The sequence below is a fragment of the Leeuwenhoekiella obamensis genome, assembly GCF_055391795.1.
This window is the reverse complement of record NZ_AP029251.1, coordinates 190500-212151: the sequence shown is the minus strand read 5'-3', so window position 1 is coordinate 212151 and position 21652 is coordinate 190500. Positions and strand designations below refer to the sequence as shown.

Here is a 21652-nt window from a genome sequence, read left to right as displayed (position 1 = left end):
CGCTATAGCGAAAAAGACTCTTCCCTAGTCTTTATCTAGTTTATATTTTGATAGGTCCATACCGAAGTTCAACCCTTTAACGCTTACCAATTCCTCAAGCTCAGTCAAGGACTTCTTACCGAAGTTTCTAAACTTCATAAGATCGTTCTTGTTGTAAGAAACAAGATCACCCAGTGTTTCTACCTCTGCTGCCTTAAGACAGTTAAGTGCACGTACTGAAAGATCCATATCTACAAGCTTGGTCTTTAACAGCTGACGCATATGCAATGACTCCTCATCGTAAGTCTCAGTTTGAGCGATCTCATCAGCCTCAAGGGTGATACGCTCATCAGAGAATAACATAAAGTGGTGAATCAAAGTTTTTGCTGCTTCAGTTAAAGCATCCTTAGGATGAATACTACCGTCACTGATGATCTCAAAAACTAGCTTCTCGTAGTCAGTTTTTTGCTCTACACGATAGTTCTCAATAGAATATTTTACATTCTTGATAGGAGTGTAGATAGAATCAGTAAAGATAGTACCTATAGGTGCGTTAGGTTTTTTGTTCTCTTCAGCAGGAACATAACCACGACCTTTCTCAATAGTGATCTCCATATTGATGTTCACTTTGCTCTCCATGTTCGCGATCACTAGATCAGGATTTAAAACTTGGAAACCAGAAATGAATTTTTGAAAATCACCTGCTGTTAATTGCTCTTTATCAGAAACTGAAATTGTTACAGTTTCATTATCAATCTCGTCAATTTGTCTTTTAAAACGTACCTGTTTCAGATTAAGAATGATCTCAGTTACGTCTTCTACAACTCCTGGAATGGTTGAAAACTCGTGGTCAACACCTTCAATGCGCACAGATGTAATTGCAAATCCTTCAAGAGAAGAAAGCAGTACGCGGCGAAGTGCATTTCCTACAGTCAAACCGTATCCCGGCTCTAACGGCCTGAATTCAAACTTACCCTCAAAGTCAGTTGAATCAATCATGATGACTTTATCGGGCTTCTGGAAATTAAGTAATGCCATATTTTGTTTTCTAAGAGTTGGTATATATTATTTAGAGTACAATTCGACGATGAACTGCTCATTGATATTCTCTGGAATTTGAACACGCTCTGGAACATTTACAAAAGTTCCTTGCTTGCTACCGTTGTTCCAGCTCAACCACTCATACACCTGGCTGGCGTTGTTGAGTGAATTCTCGATCACCTCTAGTGATTTTGATTTTTCACGTACTCCTACAGTGTCACCTGGTTTTACCTGGTAAGAAGGTATGTTTACAACTTCACCGTTTACAGTAATGTGTCTGTGAGACACAAGTTGACGTGCAGCTCTTCTAGAAGGTGCTACACCCATTCTGAAAACTACGTTGTCCAGACGAGACTCACAAAGTTGAAGTAAAACTTCACCTGTAATTCCTTCAGCACGCGTTGCTCTATCAAACATATTGCGGAACTGACGCTCTAGGATACCGTAAGTATATTTGGCTTTTTGCTTCTCTTGAAGCTGGATAGCGTACTCAGATTTCTTTCCACGACGACGGTTGTTACCGTGTTGTCCTGGAGGATAATTTCTTTTCTCAAATGATTTGTCATCACCAAAGATCGCTTCACCAAATTTTCGTGCGATTTTTGTCTTAGGACCAGTATATCTTGCCATTTCTATAAATATTTTGGGGTGATCAGGGAATTAAGGTCTTAACTATCCTTCGCGAGATCTGGTTTCCCCAGTTGATATAATTATTATTAATTAAAGGTTGGATGAGATTAAACGCGTCTTCTTTTAGGAGGGCGACATCCGTTGTGTGGAATAGGAGTTACATCTACGATCTCTGTAACCTCAATACCACTGTTGTGAATTGTTCTAATAGCAGATTCACGACCGTTACCTGGACCTTTCACAAAAACTTTCACTTTGCGAAGACCAGCTTCGTGAGCCACTTTACTAGCATCTTCTGCAGCTAATTGAGCAGCATAAGGAGTGTTCTTTTTAGAACCTCTAAAGCCCATTTTTCCAGCAGATGACCATGAAATAACATCACCTTTTTTGTTAGTCAAAGAAACAAGGATGTTATTAAATGATGCAGTAACGTGAGCTTCACCTACAGCCTCAACATTCACCTTTCTTTTCTTGGTAGCTTTTGCTTTACCACCTTTAGTGTTTTGCTTTGCCATTACTACTTATTATTTAGTTGCTTTTTTCTTGTTAGCAACCGTTTTACGCTTACCTTTTCTAGTTCTTGAGTTGTTCTTAGTACGTTGTCCTCTTAAAGGTAGACCAGCTCTATGGCGAATACCTCTGTAACAACCAATATCCATAAGACGCTTGATGCTCATAGACACCTCACTTCTTAACTCTCCTTCTATTTTAAAAGAACCTACAGCTTCACGAATGCGACCTATTTGATCATCATCCCACTCAGATACTTTAGTATCCTCGTCTACATTAGCTGCTGCTAAAATTTCTTTAGCTCTACTGTTTCCAATTCCAAAGATGTATGTCAATGCAATTACACCTCTCTTGTTTTTTGGGATATCTACCCCTGCAATTCTAGCCATAATTCCTAACCTTGTCTTTGTTTGAACTTAGGGTTCTTTTTGTTAATCACGTACAACCTGCCCTTACGACGCACGATTTTGCAGTCTGCACTTCTCTTTTTTATTGATGCTCTTACCTTCATCTTAATTAGTATCTATAGGTTATACGAGCCTTTGTTAAATCGTATGGGCTCATTTCTAATTTTACTTTGTCACCGGGCAACAGTTTAATGTAATGCATGCGCATTTTACCTGAAATATGCGCAGTTACCACATGACCATTCTCCAGCTCTACTCTAAACATTGCGTTAGACAATGCCTCGATAATAGTTCCATCTTGTTCTATTGCTGGTTGTTTTGCCATTATGCTACTGCTTTACGGTTTTTACCTGTTTTCATAAGTCCATCATAATGCCTGTTAAGCAAGTATGAATTAACTTGTTGCATAGTATCTATAGCAACACCCACCATAATTAATAGTGAAGTACCACCATAGAATCTTGCCCATCCTTGGGTCATATCAAGCACGCTTACAGCCACCGCAGGGAACACTGCAATCGCCGCTAGGAAGATAGATCCAGGAAGTGTGATCTGTGACATGATTCTATCAAGATATTCAGCAGTTTCAGATCCAGGTCTAATACCTGCGATGAAACCACCACTTCTCTTAAGATCATCTGCCATTTTATTTGTAGGTACTGTAATCGCCGTATAGAAATACGTAAATATTATAATCAATAAAGCGAAAACAAGGTTGTACCAAAAACCAAATATATTATTAAACTCTGATGCAATAGACTGTGCCGTTTCAGAATCTGATATACCTACTATAGCAATAGGTATGAACATTATCGCTTGCGCGAAAATGATTGGCATTACTCCAGATGCATTAAGTTTTAATGGTATATACTGACGGTTTCCGAAAACATTACGCTCATAACCTCCACTTGCTGTTCTTCTAGCATACTGCACCGGAATTTGGCGCACAGCCATAACAAGTAAAATAGAAAGTAATATGATCACAAACCAAATAACCATCTCAAGAAGGATCATAATAAGACCTCCATTAGACTCAGTTACTCTTGCCACCCATTCTTGAATAAATGATTGAGGCAATACAGCGATAATACCTACCATGATCAAAAGAGAAATACCATTACCAATACCTTTATCAGTAATTTTCTCTCCTAACCACATTGCAAATATACAACCTGTAGCAAGTATAATCACAGAAGAAACGATAAAGGTTACATCATTACCCATAACAAACGCCTCACGAGGAAGAATGTTATAAAGGTTTGTGATATAACCAGGACCTTGCAACAGTGTTATACCGATAGTTAGCCATCTTGTGATCTGATTGATCTTACGACGACCGCTCTCTCCTTCTTTCTGTAATTTTTGCAAATAAGGTATTGCAATACCCATAAGTTGCACCACAATAGATGCAGAAATGTATGGCATAATACCCAATGCAAAAACTGAAGCATTACTAAATGCTCCACCAGTAAATAAATTGAGCAACCCAATTAACCCACCTTCAGCTTGATCTGAAAGGCTTGCTAATTGAGATGCATCAATACCTGGAAGCACAACTTGTGCACCAAAACGGTACACAAGAAGCAAGCTTAGGGTAAGTAAAATCCTATTCCTAAGCTCCTCTATCTTCCAGATATTTTTAACTGTATCTATTGCTTTGCTCATAAGGTCTTATTTATAAAGTTACAGCTTCACCTCCAGCAGCTTCGATAGCTTCCTTGGCAGAGGCAGTAAATTTATTTACAGTGATCTTAAGCTTTGCTTTAAGCTCACCACGACCCAAAATCTTAACTAAATCATTCTTCCCAGCTAATCTATTATCACGAAGAACTTCTAAAGTTACTTCATCTTTAATACGACCAGCATCAACATACTCTTGAAGGGTATCTAGGTTTATACCTTTGTATTCAACGCGGTTTCTGTTTTTGAAACCGAATTTAGGTACACGGCGCTGAAGTGGCATTTGCCCACCTTCAAAACCTACTTTTTTAGAATACCCTGATCTTGACTTCGCACCTTTGTGCCCACGGCCAGCAGTTCCACCATTTCCTGTAGCTTCACCACGACCTCGCCTTCCGTCATGCTTTTTTACCGAACCATTTGCCGGTTTAAGATTACTTAGATTCATTATCTATGATTTTAAGCTTCTGTAACAGAAACCAAATGACTTACTTTATTGATCATCCCCAAAATATTTGGAGTGTTTTCATGCTCTACAACTTGGCCAATTTTTCTAAGACCTAAAGCTTCTAGAGTTCTTTTTTGGTTCTGTGTGCGATTGATCGCACTTTTAACCTTTGTTACTTTAATTTTTGCCATCTCTAGAGTGATTAACCGTTAAACATTTTATCTAGCGAAATACCACGCTGCTTGGCAACTGTTTCTGCACTACGCAATTGTAATAAAGCATCAAATGTAGCTTTAACAACGTTATGTGGGTTTGAAGATCCTTGACTCTTTGAAAGTACATCATGTACTCCAACTGCTTCAAGAACCGAACGAATAGCACCACCAGCGATTACTCCGGTACCAGCTGCTGCTGGTAAAAGTAATACTCTTGCACCACCGTATTTCCCTTTTTGCTCATGCGGAATAGTACGCTTGCTCAAAGGTATTCTCACAAGATTTTTCTTAGCATCTTCTACAGCTTTCGCAATAGCGCTAGAAACGTCTTTAGATTTACCAAGACCTTGACCTACTACACCATTTTCATCACCTACAACAACAATTGCAGAAAAACCGAAGGCTCTACCACCTTTAGTAACCTTAGTAACACGTTGAACTCCTACCAAGCGATCTTTAAGATCAAGTCCGCTAGGTTTTACTATCTCTACGTTTTTATAATCCTGATACATATATCTTAGAATTTAAGGCCACCTTCACGTGCACCTTCTGCTAATTGTTTTACTCTACCGTGGTACAGGTAACCTCCTCTATCAAAAGAAACTACTTCTACACCAGCTTTTACCGCTTTTTCAGCAATAGTTTTACCTACTAGTTTAGCAACATCACTTTTATTTCCTTCCGCAGAAACATCTTTGTCTCTTGAAGAAGCCGCAGCGATAGTTTTACCAGCAACATCATCTATTAACTGTGCGTAAATCTCCTTATTACTTCTATATACAGAAAGCCTTGGTCTTTCTGAAGTCCCCGTAAGTGTTTTACGAATCCTCTTACGGATTTTAGTTCTTCTATGTACTTTTGAAAATGCCATAACTTTATGTATTATGCTGATTTACCAGCTTTTCTTCTAATCTGCTCTCCTACAAACTTGATACCTTTTCCTTTGTAAGGCTCAGGCTTACGGAAGCTTCTAATTTTGGCTGCAACTTGACCTACAAGTTGCTTATCAAATGAGCTAAGCTTAACGATAGGATTCTTACCTTTTTCAGAAACTGTCTCAACTTTTACTTCTGGAGCAATGTCCATAACGATGTTGTGACTAAATCCTACAGCAAGATCAAGTTTTTGACCTTGATTACTTGCACGGTAACCTACACCTACAAGCTCTAGTTGCTTAGTGAATCCTTGCGACACACCTTCAATCATATTGTTGATAAGTGCACGGTAAAGACCATGCTTTGCTCTATCTGCTTTAAGATCTGAAGGACGCTCAAGTACAATGATGTTATCTTCAATTTTAACTTCTATCCCGTTAACCTCCTGCTGCAGCTCGCCTAATTTTCCTTTTACCGTAACCATACCATCAGCTACATTTACCGTAACTCCATCTGGTATTGCTATTGGGCTTTTACCTATTCTTGACATTGTCTAGTCTTTTTAATGGATTAATAAACGTAGCAAAGTACTTCGCCACCTACATTCTCACGTTTTGCCTGCTTACCAGTCATCACACCTTTAGATGTAGAAACTATTGCGATACCAAGACCGTTAAGGATTCTTGGAAGCTCTGAAGAAGACGAGTACTTACGAAGACCAGGCTTAGATATTCGCTGGATTTTCTTGATTACTGACTCCTTAGTTTCTTTGTCGTACTTAAGTGCGATCTTGATAGTACCTTGGGCTGTTGTATCTTCAAACTTATAGCTTAAGATATAACCCTGATCAAAAAGGATCTTAGTGATTTCCTTTTTTAAATTTGATGCGGGAATTTCCACTACTCTGTGGTTTGCCGCAGCTGCGTTTCTAATCCTTGTTAGAAAATCTGCAATTGGATCTGTATACATTAGTATATAATTGCGGTTTTGGTATTCGGCCAGTACACCGAACCTGAAACCTGTTAATTAAATTCTTACCAGCTAGCTTTTTTAACTCCTGGAATAAGACCTTGGTTTGCCATCTCACGGAACATTACCCTAGAGACACCAAAAGTTCTCATGTAACCTTTAGGACGCCCAGTTAATTTACAGCGGTTGTGCTGACGAACTGGAGACGCATTTTTTGGCAACTTTTGTAATGCTTCATAATCACCAGCTTCTTTAAGAGCTTTGCGTTTTTCAGCATATTTGGCAGCCAGTTTTTCGCGTTTCCTTTCGCGAGCTTTCATTGATTCTTTAGCCATAATTAATTCTTTTTAAAGGGTAACCCTAGTGAGGTTAACAATGATTTTGCTTCTTTATCAGTTTCTGCGCTAGTTTCGAAAGTGATGTTCATACCTTCGATCTTGCGTACTTTGTCAATATCAATTTCTGGGAAAATGATCTGCTCAGTAATACCAAGGCTGTAGTTACCTCTACCATCAAAACCAGTAGCTTTGATTCCGTTAAAATCACGAACACGAGGAAGCGCACTTGTAATCAATCTATCAAGAAATTCATACATACGCTCACCACGTAGAGTAACTTTAGCCCCAATAGGCATACCTTTACGAAGCTTAAAAGTTGCAACGTCTTTTTTAGACATAGTAGCAACAGCTTTCTGACCAGTGATCATTGATAATTCTTCTACAGAATAATCAATAAGCTTCTTATCAGCAACTGCAGCTCCAACACCTCTAGAAACAACTATTTTCTTAAGCTTAGGTACTTGCATTACGTTATCATACCCAAACTCATCAGTTAGAGCTGGGATAACACGCTCTTTATATTCCTTCTTTAGTCTTGAAACGTAAGCCATAACTATAGTACTTCATTGGTTTTTTTAGAAAAACGCACTTTCTTACCATCCTCAACACGGTAACCTACACGAGTAGTATCACCATTTTTGTCTAATAAAGACAAGTTTGAGATGTGAAGAGCTGCTTCTTTCTCTTTAATTCCACCTTGAGGATTTGCTGCACTTGGCTTCTCATGTTTAGAAACCATATTCACACCCTCTACGATGGCTTTGTTCTTTTCGCTGTAAACGCGTAATACTTTACCTTCTTGACCTTTGTGATCTCCGGCAATTACACGAACAGTATCTCCTACTTTTATCTTAAGTTTTGTCATTGCGATAAAGGATTAAAGCACCTCAGGTGCTAGTGATACTATTTTCATAAACTGCTTGTCACGAAGCTCTCTTGCAACTGGACCAAAAACGCGAGTTCCGCGCATTTCTCCTTGAGCATTTAATAGAACGCAAGCATTATCGTCGAAACGGATATAAGATCCATCTGGTCGACGAACTTCTTTTCTGGTACGAACAACTACTGCAGTTGATACGGCTCCCTTTTTAACTTGGCCGTTAGGCGTAGAATCTTTTACAGATACTACGATCTTATCACCTACAGAGGCATACCTCCTTTTTGTACCTCCCAATACACGGATACACAAAACTTCTTTTGCTCCTGTATTGTCTGCTACCTTAAGTCTAGATTCTTGTTGTACCATGGTTACTTAGCTCTTTCTAATATTTCAACTACTCTCCAACATTTGTTCTTACTGATAGGACGAGTTTCCATGATCCTTACAGTATCACCTTCGTTGCAGTCATTTTGTTCATCGTGAGCCACGTATTTTTTCGTTTTTAAAACGAATTTTCCATACATGGGGTGCTTTACCTTTTTCACTTCAGAAACCACAATTGACTTCTGCATTTTGCTACTGGTAACAACACCTATACGCTCTTTTCTTAAATTTCTTTTTTCCATCTTTAGCAGAGTTATTATGATTCTCTTTGTGTAAGCTCTGTCGCTATACGCGCTATAGATCTCCTTAGACTTCTAAGTTGAATAGGATTCTCAAGAGGAGAAATAGCATGCGCCATTTTTAAATCTGTATAGGCACCTTTTGCCTTAGTTAGTTCCTCTTGCAATTCTGCTACAGATAGTTCTTTTACTTCTGATTGTTTCATTTTTCCTAGAATTTAGTCTGCTTGATAATCTCTAGCGATTACATATTTAGTCCTTACAGGAAGTTTTTGAGCGGCAAGCCTTAAAGCTTCACGTGCTACAGGTTCTGCAACACCACCTATCTCAAAAAGCATCCTTCCAGGCTTTACAACAGCGGCCCAGTACTCAACAGCACCTTTACCTTTACCCATACGTACCTCAAGAGGTTTCTTTGTAATAGGTTTGTCTGGAAAGATTCTGATCCATAATGAACCTTCACGTTTCATATAACGAGTTGCCGCAATACGAGCAGCTTCAATCTGCCTTGCATTTATGAAGTTAGAATCTAAAGATTTTATACCGAAAGTACCGTTTGATAACAGGTGACCTCTACCGGCATTCCCTTTCATTCTACCTTTCTGCTGCTTGCGGAATTTTGTCTTTTTAGGCTGTAACATTTTTTCTTTTCTTTAAAAAATTACTTTCTACGACGAGATTTGTTACCACCTCGACCTCCACCAGACTTACCTTGCTTTTTAGCTAAGCCAACTAACGGAGAAAGCTCCCTTTTTCCATACACCTCACCTTTCATGATCCATACTTTAATACCCAATCTACCATAAGTAGTATGAGCTTCCACTAAAGCATAATCAATATCGGCTCTAAAAGTAGACAATGGAATACGACCATCTTTATAAGCCTCTGAACGCGCCATTTCAGCACCATTCAAACGACCAGAGATCTGGATCTTGATACCTTCAGCATTCATACGCATTGCAGCCGCAATAGCCATTTTAATAGCTCTTCTGTATGAAATACGGTTTTCGATTTGACGAGCAACACTAGAAGCAACTAAAAACGCATCTAGTTCTGGACGTTTAATCTCGAAGATATTGATCTGAACTTCCTTGTCAGTAAGTTTCTTAAGCTCTTCTTTAAGCTTGTCTACCTCTTGCCCTCCTTTACCAATAATGATACCAGGACGAGCTGTTGTGATAGTAACGGTTACAAGCTTAAGCGTACGCTCAATGATCACTCTAGACACACTAGCCTTAGATAGACGGGCGTGGATATATTTCCTGATCTTATCGTCTTCGGCAAGTTTATCACCGTAGTCGTTTCCTCCGTACCAGTTGGATTCCCAACCTCTAATGATACCTAGGCGATTCCCGATTGGATTTGTCTTCTGTCCCATTTATCTACTAGCTTTGTGTGTTATCTTTTGCACCAAGCACAACTGTAACGTGATTGCTGCGTTTTCTTATTCTGTGAGCACGACCCTGAGGCGCTGGACGTAGTCTCTTCAACATACTACCACCATCTACACGGATCTCTTTTACGATCAGATCAGCATCCTCTATGCTAGCTTCCTCATTCTTCTCCTGCCAGTTAGCAAGCGCACTAAGCACTAACTTTTCTACTCTACGAGAAGCTTCTTTATTACTAAATTTAAGGATCTGAAGTGCCTTTTCTACCTTCTCACCACGCACTAGATCTGCAACTAAACGCATTTTTCTAGGTGATGTAGGGCAATTATTTAATTTGGCAAAAGCCAAAGACTTCTTGGCCTCCTTAATCTGCTCTGCTCTTTCTCTTTTACGAACTCCCATAGCTTAGATTATTTTTTACCTTTATTTTTTGCCCCAGCATGACCTCTAAAAGATCTTGTGGGTGAAAATTCTCCTAACTTATGACCTACCATGTTCTCAGTTACATAAACTGGAACAAACTGACGACCATTATGAACTGCGATTGTCTGTCCTACAAAATCTGGAGTAATCATAGAAGCTCTAGACCAAGTCTTGATCACAGTCTTCTTATTTCCCTCAACATTTGCAGCTACCTTCTTCTCTAGCTTATAGTGAACGTAAGGTCCTTTTTTTAATGAACGTGCCATGTCTTATTATTTCTTTCTACGTTCTACAATATACTTGTTGCTATCCTTGGTCTTGCTACGGGTTCTGAAACCTTTAGCTGGGATACCGTTTCTAGATCTTGGGTGACCACCAGAAGAACGACCTTCACCACCACCCATTGGGTGATCTACTGGGTTCATAACCACAGGACGTGTACGAGGCCTTCTACCAAGCCATCTCTTTCTACCCGCTTTACCAGATACAACTAACTGATGATCACTGTTTGAAACAGCACCAATAGTCGCCACACAAGTAGCAAGGATTAATCTAGTTTCGCCAGAAGGCAATTTCACTGTTGCGAATTTACCGTCTCTCGCCATTAGCTGCGCAAATGCACCAGCACTACGCGCCATAACAGCACCTTGACCAGGACGAAGCTCGATACAAGAAATAATTGTACCTAATGGAATATCAGACAAAGGCATTGCGTTACCGATCTCTGGAGCAACTCCAGAACCAGAAACGATGTTTTGCCCTACCTGAAGACCATTCTGCGCGATCACATACTTCTTCTCACCATCTTGATAATTTACAAGAGCGATAAATGCAGTCCTGTTAGGATCATACTCGATTGTTGCAACAGTTGCAGGAACACCTACTTTGTTACGTTTAAAATCGATAATACGGTAGCGTTTTTTATGACCACCACCCATATAGCGCATGGTCATTCTACCCTGACTGTTTCTACCTCCAGATCGTTTTTTCGGAGCCAAAAGGCTTTTTTCCGGCTTATCAGTAGTAATGGCGTCATACCCATTAACTACTCTAAAACGCTGACCCGGAGTGATTGGTTTTAACTTTCTTACTGACATCTTCTAATGTGTCTTATAGATTACTATAAAAATCAATCGTATCTCCATCCGCCACCTGTACAATAGCTTTCTTAAAAGCCTTTGTTTTACCAGTGATCATACCAGACTTCGTATAACGAGTCTTACGATCTGGACGAACGTTCATTGTTCTAACTTTAACAACTGAAACGCCATAAGCCGCCTCAACGGCATTCTTGATCTCAATCTTGTTAGAATCAGGCTTCACCTCAAAAGTATAACGGCTATTTAGCTCGCTATCCATTGTGGCTTTTTCTGTAATAACCGGTTTTATCAAAATACTCATAACGCTTATTTGCTTAGTTTTTGCTCAATTCCTTCTAGAGAACCTTCAAATAACACAACGCTGTTTGCATTCATTATTTTGTAAGTGCTTATCTCAGAGCTTGTTACAACTTCAGAGGCTTTCAAATTGCGCGACGACAAATATACATTATTATTTGTATCACCCAAGATGAATAGAGACTTTTTATTTTCAAGCCCAAGAGCCTTAAGAACTTCGATAAAATTCTTAGTCTTTGGAGCATCAAAATTGAAGTCTTCAACAACTACAATTGCATTGTCATTTACCTTAGCTGAAAGTGCAGAACGACGAGCAAGACGCTTAAGGTTTTTATTAAGCTTAAAAGAGTAATCTCTGGTTCTAGGACCAAATACTCTACCACCACCTTTAAATAATGGAGACTTAATACTACCAGCACGAGCTGTACCAGTACCTTTTTGCTTCTTGATCTTACGAGTACTACCCGCGATCTCCGCACGCTCTTTTGCTTTGTGCGTACCTTGTCTTCTATTAGCAAGGTGTTGCTTCACATCTAGATAAAGCGCATGTTCATTAGGCTCAATACCAAAAACTGCATCAGAAAGCTCTACTTCCCTTCCAGTTTCTTTTCCTTTAATATCAACAACTGCTACTTTCATTACTTCTCAATGATTACATAAGAATTCTTGTGACCAGGAACACAACCTTTAACAACGATAAGGTTTTTCTCTGCTACAACTTTAAGAACTCTTAAATTTTCAACTTTCACTCGATCACCGCCCATACGACCTGCCATACGCATACCTTTAAATACACGTGCAGGATACGATGCAGCACCTATAGAACCAGGAGCACGTAAACGGTTGTGCTGACCGTGAGTCGCTTGACCTACACCGCCGAAACCATGTCTCTTAACAACCCCCTGAAAACCTTTACCTTTAGAAGTGCCGACAACGTCAACAAATTCTCCTTCAGCAAAGTGCTCAACTGTTACTTCATCTCCTAATTTAAAATCTCCTTCAAATCCTTGGAACTCGACAACCTTACGCTTAGCAACAGTTCCTGCTTTCTTGGCGTGACCTTCAGCAGCTTTGTTTGCAGTCTTTGCGTCATCGAAACCAAGTTGAAGAGCTTCATACCCGTCAACCTCTTCGGTTCTGACTTGGGTAACAACGCAGGGACCTGCTTCAATAACGGTACATGGAATGTTCTTTCCATTCTCGTCAAAGATGCTGGTCATACCTACTTTCTTTCCAATTAACCCAGACATATTTATTAATTAAAATTGATTACTATTTATTTACTTTTCCTTTTTGCTTCCGCGAAAAAAAACAGGGTCAAAACACCTTCAACCCTGCTGAAAATATTTTTCCGTTTTTCCCTCGCGCGCAGCTTAGGACATTTTATTTCGCTGTAGCGAAATAGTGAAGTGAATTCCGCATAAGCGGAAAACACTTATACTTTGATCTCTACTTCTACACCACTTGGCAACTCAAGCTTCATCAACGCATCGATCGTTTTTGAAGAAGAGCTATAGATGTCAAGCAATCTCTTGTAAGAGCTCAATTGAAACTGCTCACGAGATTTCTTGTTTACGTGTGGAGAACGTAGTACGGTAAAGATTTTTTTGTGAGTAGGAAGTGGGATCGGCCCAGTTACTACAGCACCAGTACTCTTTACTGTTTTAACGATCTTCTCTGCAGATTTATCTACAAGATTGTGATCGTATGACTTTAATTTTATCCTGATTTTCTGACTCATTTCCCTTAAATTATTCGTTAACCGAACCTTTTGCTTTAGCGATTACATCATCTGCAATGTTTGTAGGAGTCTCTGCATAGTGAGAGAATTCCATTGTAGACGTTGCACGACCTGAAGACAGCGTACGCAACGTTGTTACATAACCAAACATTTCTGAAAGTGGCACATCTGCTTTGATAACTTTAGCACCATTACGATCGCTCATGTTGTTAACCTGACCGCGACGACGGTTAAGGTCACCTACGATATCACCCATGTTTTCTTCTGGAGTTAATACCTCAAGCTTCATAATAGGCTCAAGAATCTTAGCACCTGCAGCTTTAGCAGCACTCTTGAAACCAAGTTTTGCAGCAAGCTCAAATGAAAGTTGATCAGAATCCACAGGGTGGAAAGACCCATCCTTAAGAGTTACTTTAAGACTATCTACTTCAAATCCTGCAAGAGGACCATTCTTCATAGCTTCTTTAAATCCTTTCTCTACAGAAGGAACGAATTCTTTAGGAATGTTACCACCTTTGATTTCGTTTACAAACTCAAGACCTACTTTACCTTCTTCAGCTGGACCAACAGTAAATACGATATCTGCGAATTTACCACGACCACCGGTTTGCTTCTTGTAAACCTCTCTATGATCAGCATCTTTTGTGATAGCCTCCTTGTACTCTACCTGTGGCTCACCTTGGTTAACCTCTACCTTAAACTCACGCTTAAGACGGTCAACAATAATATCTAAGTGAAGCTCACCCATACCAGAGATGATCGTTTGACCTGAAGCCTCATCAGTACGAGCTTGGAACGTTGGATCTTCTTCAGCAAGTTTAGCAAGAGCCATACCTAACTTATCAACATCAGCCTTAGTTTTAGGCTCAACTGCAATACCGATTACAGGATCTGGAAACTCCATAGATTCAAGAACGATAGGGTTCTTTTCATCAGAAAGAGTATCACCTGTTTTAATATCTTTAAATCCTACTGCAGCACCTATATCTCCAGCCTCGATATACTCAATAGCATTTTGCTTGTTTGAGTGCATCTGATAGATACGAGAGATACGCTCTTTCTTACCTGAACGGTTATTAAGAACATAAGAACCTGCATCAAGACGACCAGAATATGCACGGAAGAATGCAAGACGACCTACGAATGGGTCAGTAGCAATCTTAAATGCAAGCGCTGCAAATGGAGCAGTTACATCTGGCTTACGTCTTTCTTCTGCACCTGTATCAGGGTTAGTACCCACGATACCATCCTTATCTACCGGAGAAGGTAAATAACGACATACAGCATCAAGAAGGAACTGGACACCTTTATTCTTAAACGCAGAACCACAGATCATAGGAATGATAGACATATCCATAACTGCAGCACGAAGTGCAGCATGAACTTCATCTTCTGTAATACTATCTTCATCCTCGAAGAATTTCTCCATAAGATTCTCGTCATACTCAGCTACAGCTTCAATAAGCTGCGCACGGTACATCTGAGCCTCTTCTTTAAGATCTTCAGGAATATCAATCACATCAAAAGTAGCCCCTTGAGTATCCTCATGCCATACAACCGCACGGTTCTTCACAAGGTCAACGATACCTCTAAAATCCGCTTCATCCCCAATAGGAAGAACGATAGGCACCGCGTTACTCTTAAGCATATCCTTCACCTGCTGACATACAGCAAGGAAGTTAGAACCTTGACGGTCCATTTTGTTTACAAAGCCCATACGTGGAACTTTGTAATTATCAGCAAGTCTCCAGTTAGTCTCAGACTGTGGCTCAACACCATCTACAGCAGAGAAAAGGAATACTAAACCATCAAGAACTCGCAAAGAACGGTTTACCTCTACAGTAAAGTCAACGTGTCCCGGAGTATCAATAATGTTAAAGTGATAATCTTTTGTATCAGGTAGCGGCTGCGCATTTTCCATAGGGAATTTCCATGTACAAGTTGTAGCAGCAGAAGTAATGGTAATACCACGCTCTTGCTCCTGCTCCATCCAGTCCATAGTTGCAGCACCGTCGTGCACCTCACCGATCTTGTGACTTACTCCAGTGTAAAAAAGAATACGCTCTGTAGTTGTAGTCTTACCAGCATCAATGTGTGCAGCAATACCTATATTTCGTGTAAATTTTAAATCTCTTTGTGCCATTTATCTTTTAGAATCTAAAGTGAGAGAATGCTTTGTTTGCTTCAGCCATCTTGTGCGTATCAACACGCTTCTTAACAGCAGCACCTTCTTCTTTAGCCGCAGCAAGAATTTCAGAAGCTAATTTCTGAGCCATTGACTTCTCATTACGCTTACGCGCAAAGCTAATCAACCACTTCATTGCAGTAGAGATCTTACGATCTGGTCTAATCTGCATTGGGATCTGAAAAGTAGCACCACCCACTCTACGACTACGCACTTCTACGTGAGGCATAACATTAGAAAGAGCATCTTTCCAAAGTTCAAGAGCAGTTTTCTCTTCGTCTTGTTTCTTCTCTTCTACAATTGCGATCGCATCGTAGAAAATTTTAAAGGCTACCGACTTCTTACCATCCCACATCATCATGTTGACAAAACGTGTCACCAACTGATCATTAAATTTTGGATCTGGTAAAAGCGGCCTCTTTTTCGCCTGTCTTTTTCTCATTACTTCTTTTTAAAAGTGTTTCTAATTACTTTTTAGGGCGTTTTGCACCGTACTTAGATCTACGTTGTAGACGTCCTTGTACACCAGCGGTATCAAGAGCACCACGAACAATGTGATATCTTACACCTGGCAAATCTTTAACCCTTCCGCCTCTAACCAATACTATCGAGTGCTCTTGCAAGTTGTGACCCTCACCACCGATGTATGCGTTTACCTCTTTACCGTTAGTTAACCTTACACGAGCTACTTTACGCATAGCTGAGTTAGGTTTCTTAGGTGTAGTGGTATACACACGGGTACAAACCCCGCGGCGTTGTGGGCACGAATCCAAAGCAGCCGATTTACTCTTCTTGGTTATCTTGGCCCTTCCTTTTCGTACTAATTGTGAAATTGTTGGCATAATTTCGTTTACCTAAATTTATTATTTATCAAACCCCTATTTCTAAGGGCTTGCAAATGTATAAATAAAATTCAGTTAATCAAACCATAAATGATTAATTTTCAAAGGGATTTTTCAAAAGACAATTCACACAATTTTAAAATCAAAATTCCCGTTATTTTTGCGCCACAATACTAGACTTTGAGACAAAAACTACTTTTACTTCTTGTCCTTAATATATATACTAGCGTTTTTCTCGATCTTCGCAGCCAAGATGTCAATGTGCAAATCCAGCCTAAAAATACATTTGCAGATAGCGTAGCAAATAGCCAATTACAAGTTGGCCATTATGAGTCTGTTGATGCGGTTAGCCTTACGGCGAAAGCCATAAATACAGCATTACAACAAACCGGATTCATCAATTCAACCATTGATAGTATCATACATGACGACAAAAACTACACGGTTTACATTTCAACCGGAAGTAGATCAAAATATATCAAAGCGATCTATAAAGACTCGATAATTTCAGACTACGCGCAGAGATTAAATCTGCAACCCGAAAACAACACCATTACACTACCCTTCAATAAAACTGAAGATTTCTTAAAATCTATTATCAGGCTCGAGGCCAAAAACGGAAGACCATTATCTCAAGCATATTTATCCAACCTAAGAAAAACAGATAGCATTGTCACTGCAGATCTCATACTAGAAAAAAGTGATGATAGAAAATTGGATTCCATCGTGGTTTTGGGGTATGAAAAGTTCCCAATTGTATTTTTAGAAAAAGGATTAGGAATTAAAACAGACAGAAGATTTAACACTGAAGAAATCCAAACGAAGCTCAAAAAAGTAAGATCACTACCTTTTGTTTCGGAAACGAAAGAACCTGAAATACTTTTCCGCGAAAGCGAAACACAACTATATCTATACTTAAAGAAAAAGCAAACCAATAGACTGGATGGGTTTATAGGTTTTGGCACAAATGAGAATACTGGCAAACTGCGCATTAATGGCAATGCTGAAATACGGTTACAGAATAATTTGAATTTTGGCGAAAGCCTTGACCTAAATTATAGGAGCGACGGCAATGATCAACGAGCACTGAATATTGATCTAAACTTGCCTTACATTTTAAAATCTCCACTAGGCATTGACGCAGGTTTGAACCTTTTTAGAAGAGACAGCACTTTTTCTACTGCCACACAACACCTAGACCTCGTGTATAAATTGAGAAGCAATCTTGATTTTAGCGCTGGGATCTATAGTGAAAATTCTACAGGCCTTACCGAATTGCAAAATGCCGCAATTGAAGATTACCACAAGACCTTTTATACACTTAGCAGCATTTACCACAAGCCATCCGAAAATATCTTGACAGAGTATTCAACCGCCTTAGAAATTAAACTAGGAACAGGAAACCGCAAAACAAGCAACTCTAAAACGCAACAATATCTAATTGCTGTAAACGCGGAGCAATCTATCCCAGTAATCGATAAATTGAAATTCAATATCTACAACTCAACGCAGTATCTAATCTCAGACAATTATCTAGAAAATGAATTATACCGCTTTGGCGGAATAAGAACAATTCGTGGATTTTCTGAAAATTCATTATCCGGATATTTTCACAGTAGCTTCATGAATGAGATGCGTTATTTTTTTTCAGACGAAATTATGTTAAATATACATTTTGATGCTAGTTTTTACAAAAACGATTTAGTCAATCGTTTGATTTACAGTTCAGGAGCAGGAATTAATTTACTTGTAAATTCTACCATACTGAAAATCAACGCTTCAAACCCAATCAGTAACGAGAATTTTCAATTTTCTGACACAATTTTTCATATTTCCCTAATTACATTATTCTGAATAAAAGTTAAGTTACGATGAAATATTCTTTATAGAATCGCCAACTTTTGTCAAAAAGCGTTTGCACCATTAACTTTTTATTATGATTTTTGGATCGGCTAATTCAAATAAATTCAAAACATGAAAACAAAGTTTAGTGGACTTTTCACGCTATTCTTAGCGTTTGTTGTGCAGTTTACCTTTGCACAGACAAAAACAGTTACCGGTACTGTAACTGACGACAGTGGAATACCTCTTCCTGGGGTTAATATCGTTGTTGACGGTTCAACCGCCGGTACGCAAACTGATTTTGACGGAAATTATTCTGTCTCTGCAAATCAGGGAGCTACTTTAGTTTTCTCTTACATCGGTTTCACCACTCAAGAGATCATTGTAGGGGATTCTAGCACAATTAATGTTAAACTTACCGCTGGTGAAACACTTGATGAAGTTGTTGTAACTGGGGTTGCAGGGGCAACTAGCCGTAAAAAGCTTTCGGTAACAGTAAACAAAGTATCATCTGAAGCTATTGAAAATGTACCAGCGACTTCTGCTGCAAGTGCACTTCAAGGTAAAGTTGCAGGTGTTGCTGTAAACAACCTAGGTCGTCCTGGTCAAGGTGCTAACATTATCTTAAGGGGAGCTACTAACTTCTACGGTTCTCAATCTCCATTAGTAATTATGGATGGGGTATTTGTAGAAGGTGGTCTTTCAGACATTAACGTTCAGGACATCGCTTCTTTTGAGATCGTTAAAGGTGCATCTGCCTCTTCTCTTTATGGATCTAGAGCAGGTAATGGTGTAATCGTAATTACAACTAAAAAAGGACGTACAGGACAAACTGATGTAACTGTAAGATCAGAAATTGGTTTTAACGAGATCACTAACTTCGTAGAAACTAACAAATCACACGGGTATCAGCTAGCTTCAGACTGGCAAAACTTCCAAGGACAGTACACTAAGTATGAAGGTGTAACTTATCCTTCAAACTACCAAAGCGTGTATGCTGCTTCTGGTCATCCTACTGCTCCATCTGGGGCTAGAATACCTGAGGCTGATGGATATTCAGATAACCCATTTGGTGTTTATCGTGACTTCCAAGACATGTTCTTTAAGACTGGTGTTCAGAACACATTCTATACTTCTGTATCTAATGGAACAGAGAAAGGTAATGTTTTCTTCTCTTTTGAAAACCTAGACTCAGAAGGTGTACTAGTAGAAACTGAAGGTTACCAACGTAACAGCTACAGATTTAACGCGGATTACAAAATCTTTGACTGGTTAAAGTTCTCTACTCACAATAACTTTATCAACATTAAAGATAGATCTCCAGGTGGTAGCGCAGACATCTATAGAATTATCAACAGATTATCTCCTGATGCTAACATCATGTTAGACAACCCTGATGGGCAGCCATATTACTTTAAGCCAGACCCATGGGAAAATGAGATAAGCAACCCGTTATACCAGCTATATGTGGGTGACAGAGAAGCTTTACAGCAAAGATTCTTAGGCTCTTACAACATGAATGTTAAATTTACAGATTTCTTAAATCTTGATCTTGAATACGCTTTTGAAAGTGATAACTATCGTTATACTGATTATAACAAGTATGAGTCTTTCCAAGCAGATGGATCTGATATAGGTTTTGGTTACTCTAAAGGTAGCTTATACAAATACAGCTCTAATCAGCTTTCGCAAAAAGCACAAGGTACTCTTAACTTTAGCGATAGCTTCGGAGATCTTGATGTAAATGCTAAATTAAGTTACCTTATTGAAGATAGAGATAGTGATGTATTCACAGGTTCTGGATCAGATTTCCTTTATAGAGATCTACCTTCTCTTGACAACTTTGACCCTAGTACAATTTCAGTTTCATCTGATCAACAAGCTGAAAGAGCTCAAAACCTTTTCTTGATTGGTGGACTTATCTACAAAGATCGATACATCATTGACGGTCTATTCAGAAAAGATGGTTCTTCACTTTTCGGTGAAAACTACAAATGGAGAGATTATCACCGTATCTCTGCAGCATACCGTATCTCTGAAGATCTTAAGATCCCAGGTATAAATGAAATGAAGATTAACGCTGCTTATGGTACTGCGGGACAAAGACCAGGTTTTGACTGGCAATATGAACTTACTGCATTAGGTGGAGGTTCTTTAAGCACAAACCGTGTTAAAGGTAACCCAGACCTTAGACCTTCAACAACTACAGAGAAAGAACTTGGTTTAACAATGTCTTTATTTGATAACCTTATTAATGTTGAGGCTGTTTACTCTAACCAAGTAACTGAAGATCAATTTATGCTTGTGAGTCTTTTTGCTCCAGCAAACGCAGGTAAAAACAGACAATGGCAAAACGTTGGTGATCTAGAAGCAGATACTTATGAATTATCTGTGAATGCAAACTTGATCAACAATGAGAACTTCCGATGGAATCTTGGCGCAAACTTCGCTAAGAGTACTAACAACATCACTGCACTAAATGCTCCTGAGCAACAAGTAGGTCCTGATGGCCTTTTCCTTCTAAGAGAGAATACTCAGTTTGGATCTATGTGGGGACGTACATTTGTTAAAGACCTTGCAACTATGGAGGCTCAACTTCCAGCTGGTGAGTCTATTTCAGAATACTCAGTAAATGCTGATGGTGTTGTTGTTAAAACTGCAAACATCGGTACTCAAGATGAAGCTGCGATCGTTAAGGTTGATGAGAATGGAACTCCTGTATTTGAGCAGATAGGTAATCAAAACCCAGACTTTAGAGTAGGTCTTACTTCTAATATGTCATGGAAAAACTTTGACCTATACATGCTTTGGGACTGGAAACAAGGTGGAGACATCTACAACAGAAACAGACAATGGTTAACTATTAGTGAAAGAACCGATATCGTTGATCAAGCTGGTAAGCCAGAAGATCAAAAGAAAACTATCAAGTACTATGGTTCATTATATGATGTAAACCAAAACAATGGATACTGGGTAGAAGATGGTAGCTTCGTAAAACTTAGAGAACTTTCTTTAAGCTATAACGTATCTAAAGACATTCTTGATCAAATAGGGTTCTTTAACCAAATCAAACTTAGCGTTATCGGTAGAAACCTACTGACATTCACAAAGTACAAAGGATGGGATCCTGAGGTTGCAAACTATAGCGGTACTACACAACAGTATTTCTCTGTTGATTATGGAGTGTATCCTACTCAGACGACTTACTCATTTGCTGTGCAACTTAAATTCTAAAA

At 39.2% G+C, this 21652-nt stretch carries 33 protein-coding genes; 2 read left to right on the top strand and 31 right to left on the bottom strand.

The features are described 5' to 3' along the window. Window positions 1–24: 24 nt before the first annotated feature. The 31 genes from ACZ5L8_RS01025 to rpsL all read right to left on the bottom strand — a co-directional run bounded on the left by ACZ5L8_RS01025 (window position 25) and on the right by rpsL (window position 16574). The gene (locus ACZ5L8_RS01025) at window positions 25–1017 is read right to left on the bottom strand and encodes a DNA-directed RNA polymerase subunit alpha (protein ID WP_462599340.1); all 993 of its coding nucleotides are present in this window, start codon (window positions 1015–1017) and stop codon (window positions 25–27) included. 27 nt (window positions 1018–1044) lie between these two features. Then, window positions 1045–1650, bottom strand: a complete 606-nt coding sequence (rpsD, locus tag ACZ5L8_RS01020; RefSeq protein ID WP_462599341.1) for a 30S ribosomal protein S4 — start codon at window positions 1648–1650, stop codon at window positions 1045–1047. Window positions 1651–1757: 107 nt separating this feature from the next. After that, complete coding sequence (rpsK, locus tag ACZ5L8_RS01015) at window positions 1758–2165, bottom strand: 30S ribosomal protein S11 (protein ID WP_462599342.1); 408 nt, start codon at window positions 2163–2165, stop codon at window positions 1758–1760. Between the two features lie 9 nt (window positions 2166–2174). Then, complete coding sequence (rpsM, locus tag ACZ5L8_RS01010; protein ID WP_464439083.1) at window positions 2175–2549, bottom strand: 30S ribosomal protein S13; 375 nt, start codon at window positions 2547–2549, stop codon at window positions 2175–2177. A 5-nt stretch (window positions 2550–2554) separates the two neighbouring features. Continuing rightward, entirely contained in the window at window positions 2555–2671 is a 117-nt protein-coding gene (ykgO, locus tag ACZ5L8_RS01005) for a type B 50S ribosomal protein L36 (protein ID WP_015361145.1), read from the bottom strand. A gap of 5 nt (window positions 2672–2676) precedes the next feature. Continuing rightward, complete coding sequence (infA, locus tag ACZ5L8_RS01000) at window positions 2677–2892, bottom strand: translation initiation factor IF-1 (protein ID WP_014031991.1); 216 nt, start codon at window positions 2890–2892, stop codon at window positions 2677–2679. Further along, on the bottom strand, window positions 2892–4232 hold the full coding sequence (secY, locus tag ACZ5L8_RS00995) for a preprotein translocase subunit SecY (RefSeq protein ID WP_464439079.1): 1341 nt from the start codon (window positions 4230–4232) through the stop codon (window positions 2892–2894). The genes infA and secY overlap by 1 nt, the downstream gene beginning before the upstream one ends. Window positions 4233–4242: 10 nt before the next feature. After that, entirely contained in the window at window positions 4243–4695 is a 453-nt protein-coding gene (gene rplO / locus ACZ5L8_RS00990; protein WP_462599345.1) for a 50S ribosomal protein L15, read from the bottom strand. Between the two features lie 11 nt (window positions 4696–4706). Continuing rightward, entirely contained in the window at window positions 4707–4886 is a 180-nt protein-coding gene (rpmD, locus tag ACZ5L8_RS00985; RefSeq protein ID WP_462599346.1) for a 50S ribosomal protein L30, read from the bottom strand. A gap of 11 nt (window positions 4887–4897) precedes the next feature. Continuing rightward, window positions 4898–5422 (bottom strand): 30S ribosomal protein S5, encoded by a 525-nt coding sequence (rpsE, locus tag ACZ5L8_RS00980; RefSeq protein WP_464439076.1) that lies wholly within the window; start codon window positions 5420–5422, stop codon window positions 4898–4900. A gap of 5 nt (window positions 5423–5427) precedes the next feature. Further along, complete coding sequence (rplR, locus tag ACZ5L8_RS00975) at window positions 5428–5781, bottom strand: 50S ribosomal protein L18 (protein WP_464439074.1); 354 nt, start codon at window positions 5779–5781, stop codon at window positions 5428–5430. A gap of 11 nt (window positions 5782–5792) precedes the next feature. Beyond that, window positions 5793–6335 carry a 50S ribosomal protein L6 gene (rplF, locus tag ACZ5L8_RS00970; protein ID WP_464439072.1) on the bottom strand — a complete coding sequence of 181 codons (543 nt, stop codon included), beginning with the start codon at window positions 6333–6335 and terminating at the stop codon, window positions 5793–5795. Between the two features lie 20 nt (window positions 6336–6355). Next, on the bottom strand, window positions 6356–6754 hold the full coding sequence (gene rpsH / locus ACZ5L8_RS00965) for a 30S ribosomal protein S8 (RefSeq protein WP_462599350.1): 399 nt from the start codon (window positions 6752–6754) through the stop codon (window positions 6356–6358). Window positions 6755–6819: 65 nt separating this feature from the next. Then, a complete protein-coding gene (gene rpsN, locus ACZ5L8_RS00960; RefSeq protein ID WP_073100088.1) occupies window positions 6820–7089 on the bottom strand; it encodes a 30S ribosomal protein S14 in 270 nt (89 codons plus the stop codon). 2 nt (window positions 7090–7091) lie between these two features. Then, a complete protein-coding gene (gene rplE, locus ACZ5L8_RS00955) occupies window positions 7092–7643 on the bottom strand; it encodes a 50S ribosomal protein L5 (RefSeq protein ID WP_464439070.1) in 552 nt (183 codons plus the stop codon). Between the two features lie 2 nt (window positions 7644–7645). Next, window positions 7646–7957 (bottom strand): 50S ribosomal protein L24, encoded by a 312-nt coding sequence (gene rplX, locus ACZ5L8_RS00950; RefSeq protein ID WP_462599352.1) that lies wholly within the window; start codon window positions 7955–7957, stop codon window positions 7646–7648. Between the two features lie 12 nt (window positions 7958–7969). Further along, entirely contained in the window at window positions 7970–8338 is a 369-nt protein-coding gene (gene rplN, locus ACZ5L8_RS00945) for a 50S ribosomal protein L14 (RefSeq protein ID WP_462599353.1), read from the bottom strand. A gap of 2 nt (window positions 8339–8340) precedes the next feature. Continuing rightward, the gene (gene rpsQ / locus ACZ5L8_RS00940) at window positions 8341–8598 is read right to left on the bottom strand and encodes a 30S ribosomal protein S17 (protein WP_462599354.1); all 258 of its coding nucleotides are present in this window, start codon (window positions 8596–8598) and stop codon (window positions 8341–8343) included. Between the two features lie 14 nt (window positions 8599–8612). Then, window positions 8613–8801: a 50S ribosomal protein L29 gene (gene rpmC, locus ACZ5L8_RS00935; RefSeq protein WP_464439067.1), complete on the bottom strand. Its 189-nt coding sequence runs from the start codon at window positions 8799–8801 to the stop codon at window positions 8613–8615. 12 nt (window positions 8802–8813) lie between these two features. Next, the gene (rplP, locus tag ACZ5L8_RS00930) at window positions 8814–9236 is read right to left on the bottom strand and encodes a 50S ribosomal protein L16 (protein ID WP_464439065.1); all 423 of its coding nucleotides are present in this window, start codon (window positions 9234–9236) and stop codon (window positions 8814–8816) included. 20 nt (window positions 9237–9256) lie between these two features. Beyond that, window positions 9257–9973, bottom strand: coding sequence for a 30S ribosomal protein S3 (gene rpsC / locus ACZ5L8_RS00925; RefSeq protein WP_462599357.1), 717 nt, complete (start codon window positions 9971–9973; stop codon window positions 9257–9259). 7 nt (window positions 9974–9980) lie between these two features. Further along, a complete protein-coding gene (rplV, locus tag ACZ5L8_RS00920) occupies window positions 9981–10388 on the bottom strand; it encodes a 50S ribosomal protein L22 (protein ID WP_462599358.1) in 408 nt (135 codons plus the stop codon). A gap of 8 nt (window positions 10389–10396) precedes the next feature. Beyond that, window positions 10397–10675, bottom strand: coding sequence for a 30S ribosomal protein S19 (gene rpsS, locus ACZ5L8_RS00915; protein ID WP_462599359.1), 279 nt, complete (start codon window positions 10673–10675; stop codon window positions 10397–10399). A gap of 6 nt (window positions 10676–10681) precedes the next feature. Next, window positions 10682–11506 (bottom strand): 50S ribosomal protein L2, encoded by an 825-nt coding sequence (gene rplB, locus ACZ5L8_RS00910; RefSeq protein ID WP_464439063.1) that lies wholly within the window; start codon window positions 11504–11506, stop codon window positions 10682–10684. A 13-nt stretch (window positions 11507–11519) separates the two neighbouring features. Beyond that, on the bottom strand, window positions 11520–11810 hold the full coding sequence (gene rplW / locus ACZ5L8_RS00905) for a 50S ribosomal protein L23 (RefSeq protein WP_462599361.1): 291 nt from the start codon (window positions 11808–11810) through the stop codon (window positions 11520–11522). A 5-nt stretch (window positions 11811–11815) separates the two neighbouring features. After that, window positions 11816–12445, bottom strand: a complete 630-nt coding sequence (gene rplD / locus ACZ5L8_RS00900) for a 50S ribosomal protein L4 (RefSeq protein WP_464439060.1) — start codon at window positions 12443–12445, stop codon at window positions 11816–11818. Then, a complete protein-coding gene (gene rplC, locus ACZ5L8_RS00895) occupies window positions 12445–13056 on the bottom strand; it encodes a 50S ribosomal protein L3 (protein ID WP_464439059.1) in 612 nt (203 codons plus the stop codon). The genes rplD and rplC overlap by 1 nt, the downstream gene beginning before the upstream one ends. 185 nt (window positions 13057–13241) lie before the next feature. After that, on the bottom strand, window positions 13242–13547 hold the full coding sequence (gene rpsJ / locus ACZ5L8_RS00890; RefSeq protein ID WP_010181931.1) for a 30S ribosomal protein S10: 306 nt from the start codon (window positions 13545–13547) through the stop codon (window positions 13242–13244). 10 nt (window positions 13548–13557) lie between these two features. Further along, a complete protein-coding gene (gene fusA, locus ACZ5L8_RS00885) occupies window positions 13558–15690 on the bottom strand; it encodes an elongation factor G (RefSeq protein ID WP_464439056.1) in 2133 nt (710 codons plus the stop codon). Window positions 15691–15697: 7 nt separating this feature from the next. Beyond that, window positions 15698–16174, bottom strand: a complete 477-nt coding sequence (gene rpsG / locus ACZ5L8_RS00880) for a 30S ribosomal protein S7 (protein ID WP_462599365.1) — start codon at window positions 16172–16174, stop codon at window positions 15698–15700. A 25-nt stretch (window positions 16175–16199) separates the two neighbouring features. After that, the gene (rpsL, locus tag ACZ5L8_RS00875) at window positions 16200–16574 is read right to left on the bottom strand and encodes a 30S ribosomal protein S12 (protein WP_009779177.1); all 375 of its coding nucleotides are present in this window, start codon (window positions 16572–16574) and stop codon (window positions 16200–16202) included. Window positions 16575–16754: 180 nt separating this feature from the next. On the opposite strand from rpsL, the gene ACZ5L8_RS00870 reads away from it, so the two are divergent. After that, window positions 16755–18428: a BamA/TamA family outer membrane protein gene (locus ACZ5L8_RS00870; protein WP_464439054.1), complete on the top strand. Its 1674-nt coding sequence runs from the start codon at window positions 16755–16757 to the stop codon at window positions 18426–18428. A 120-nt stretch (window positions 18429–18548) separates the two neighbouring features. After that, a complete protein-coding gene (locus tag ACZ5L8_RS00865; RefSeq protein WP_464439052.1) occupies window positions 18549–21650 on the top strand; it encodes a SusC/RagA family TonB-linked outer membrane protein in 3102 nt (1033 codons plus the stop codon). The last annotated feature ends 2 nt before the right edge of the window (window positions 21651–21652 follow it).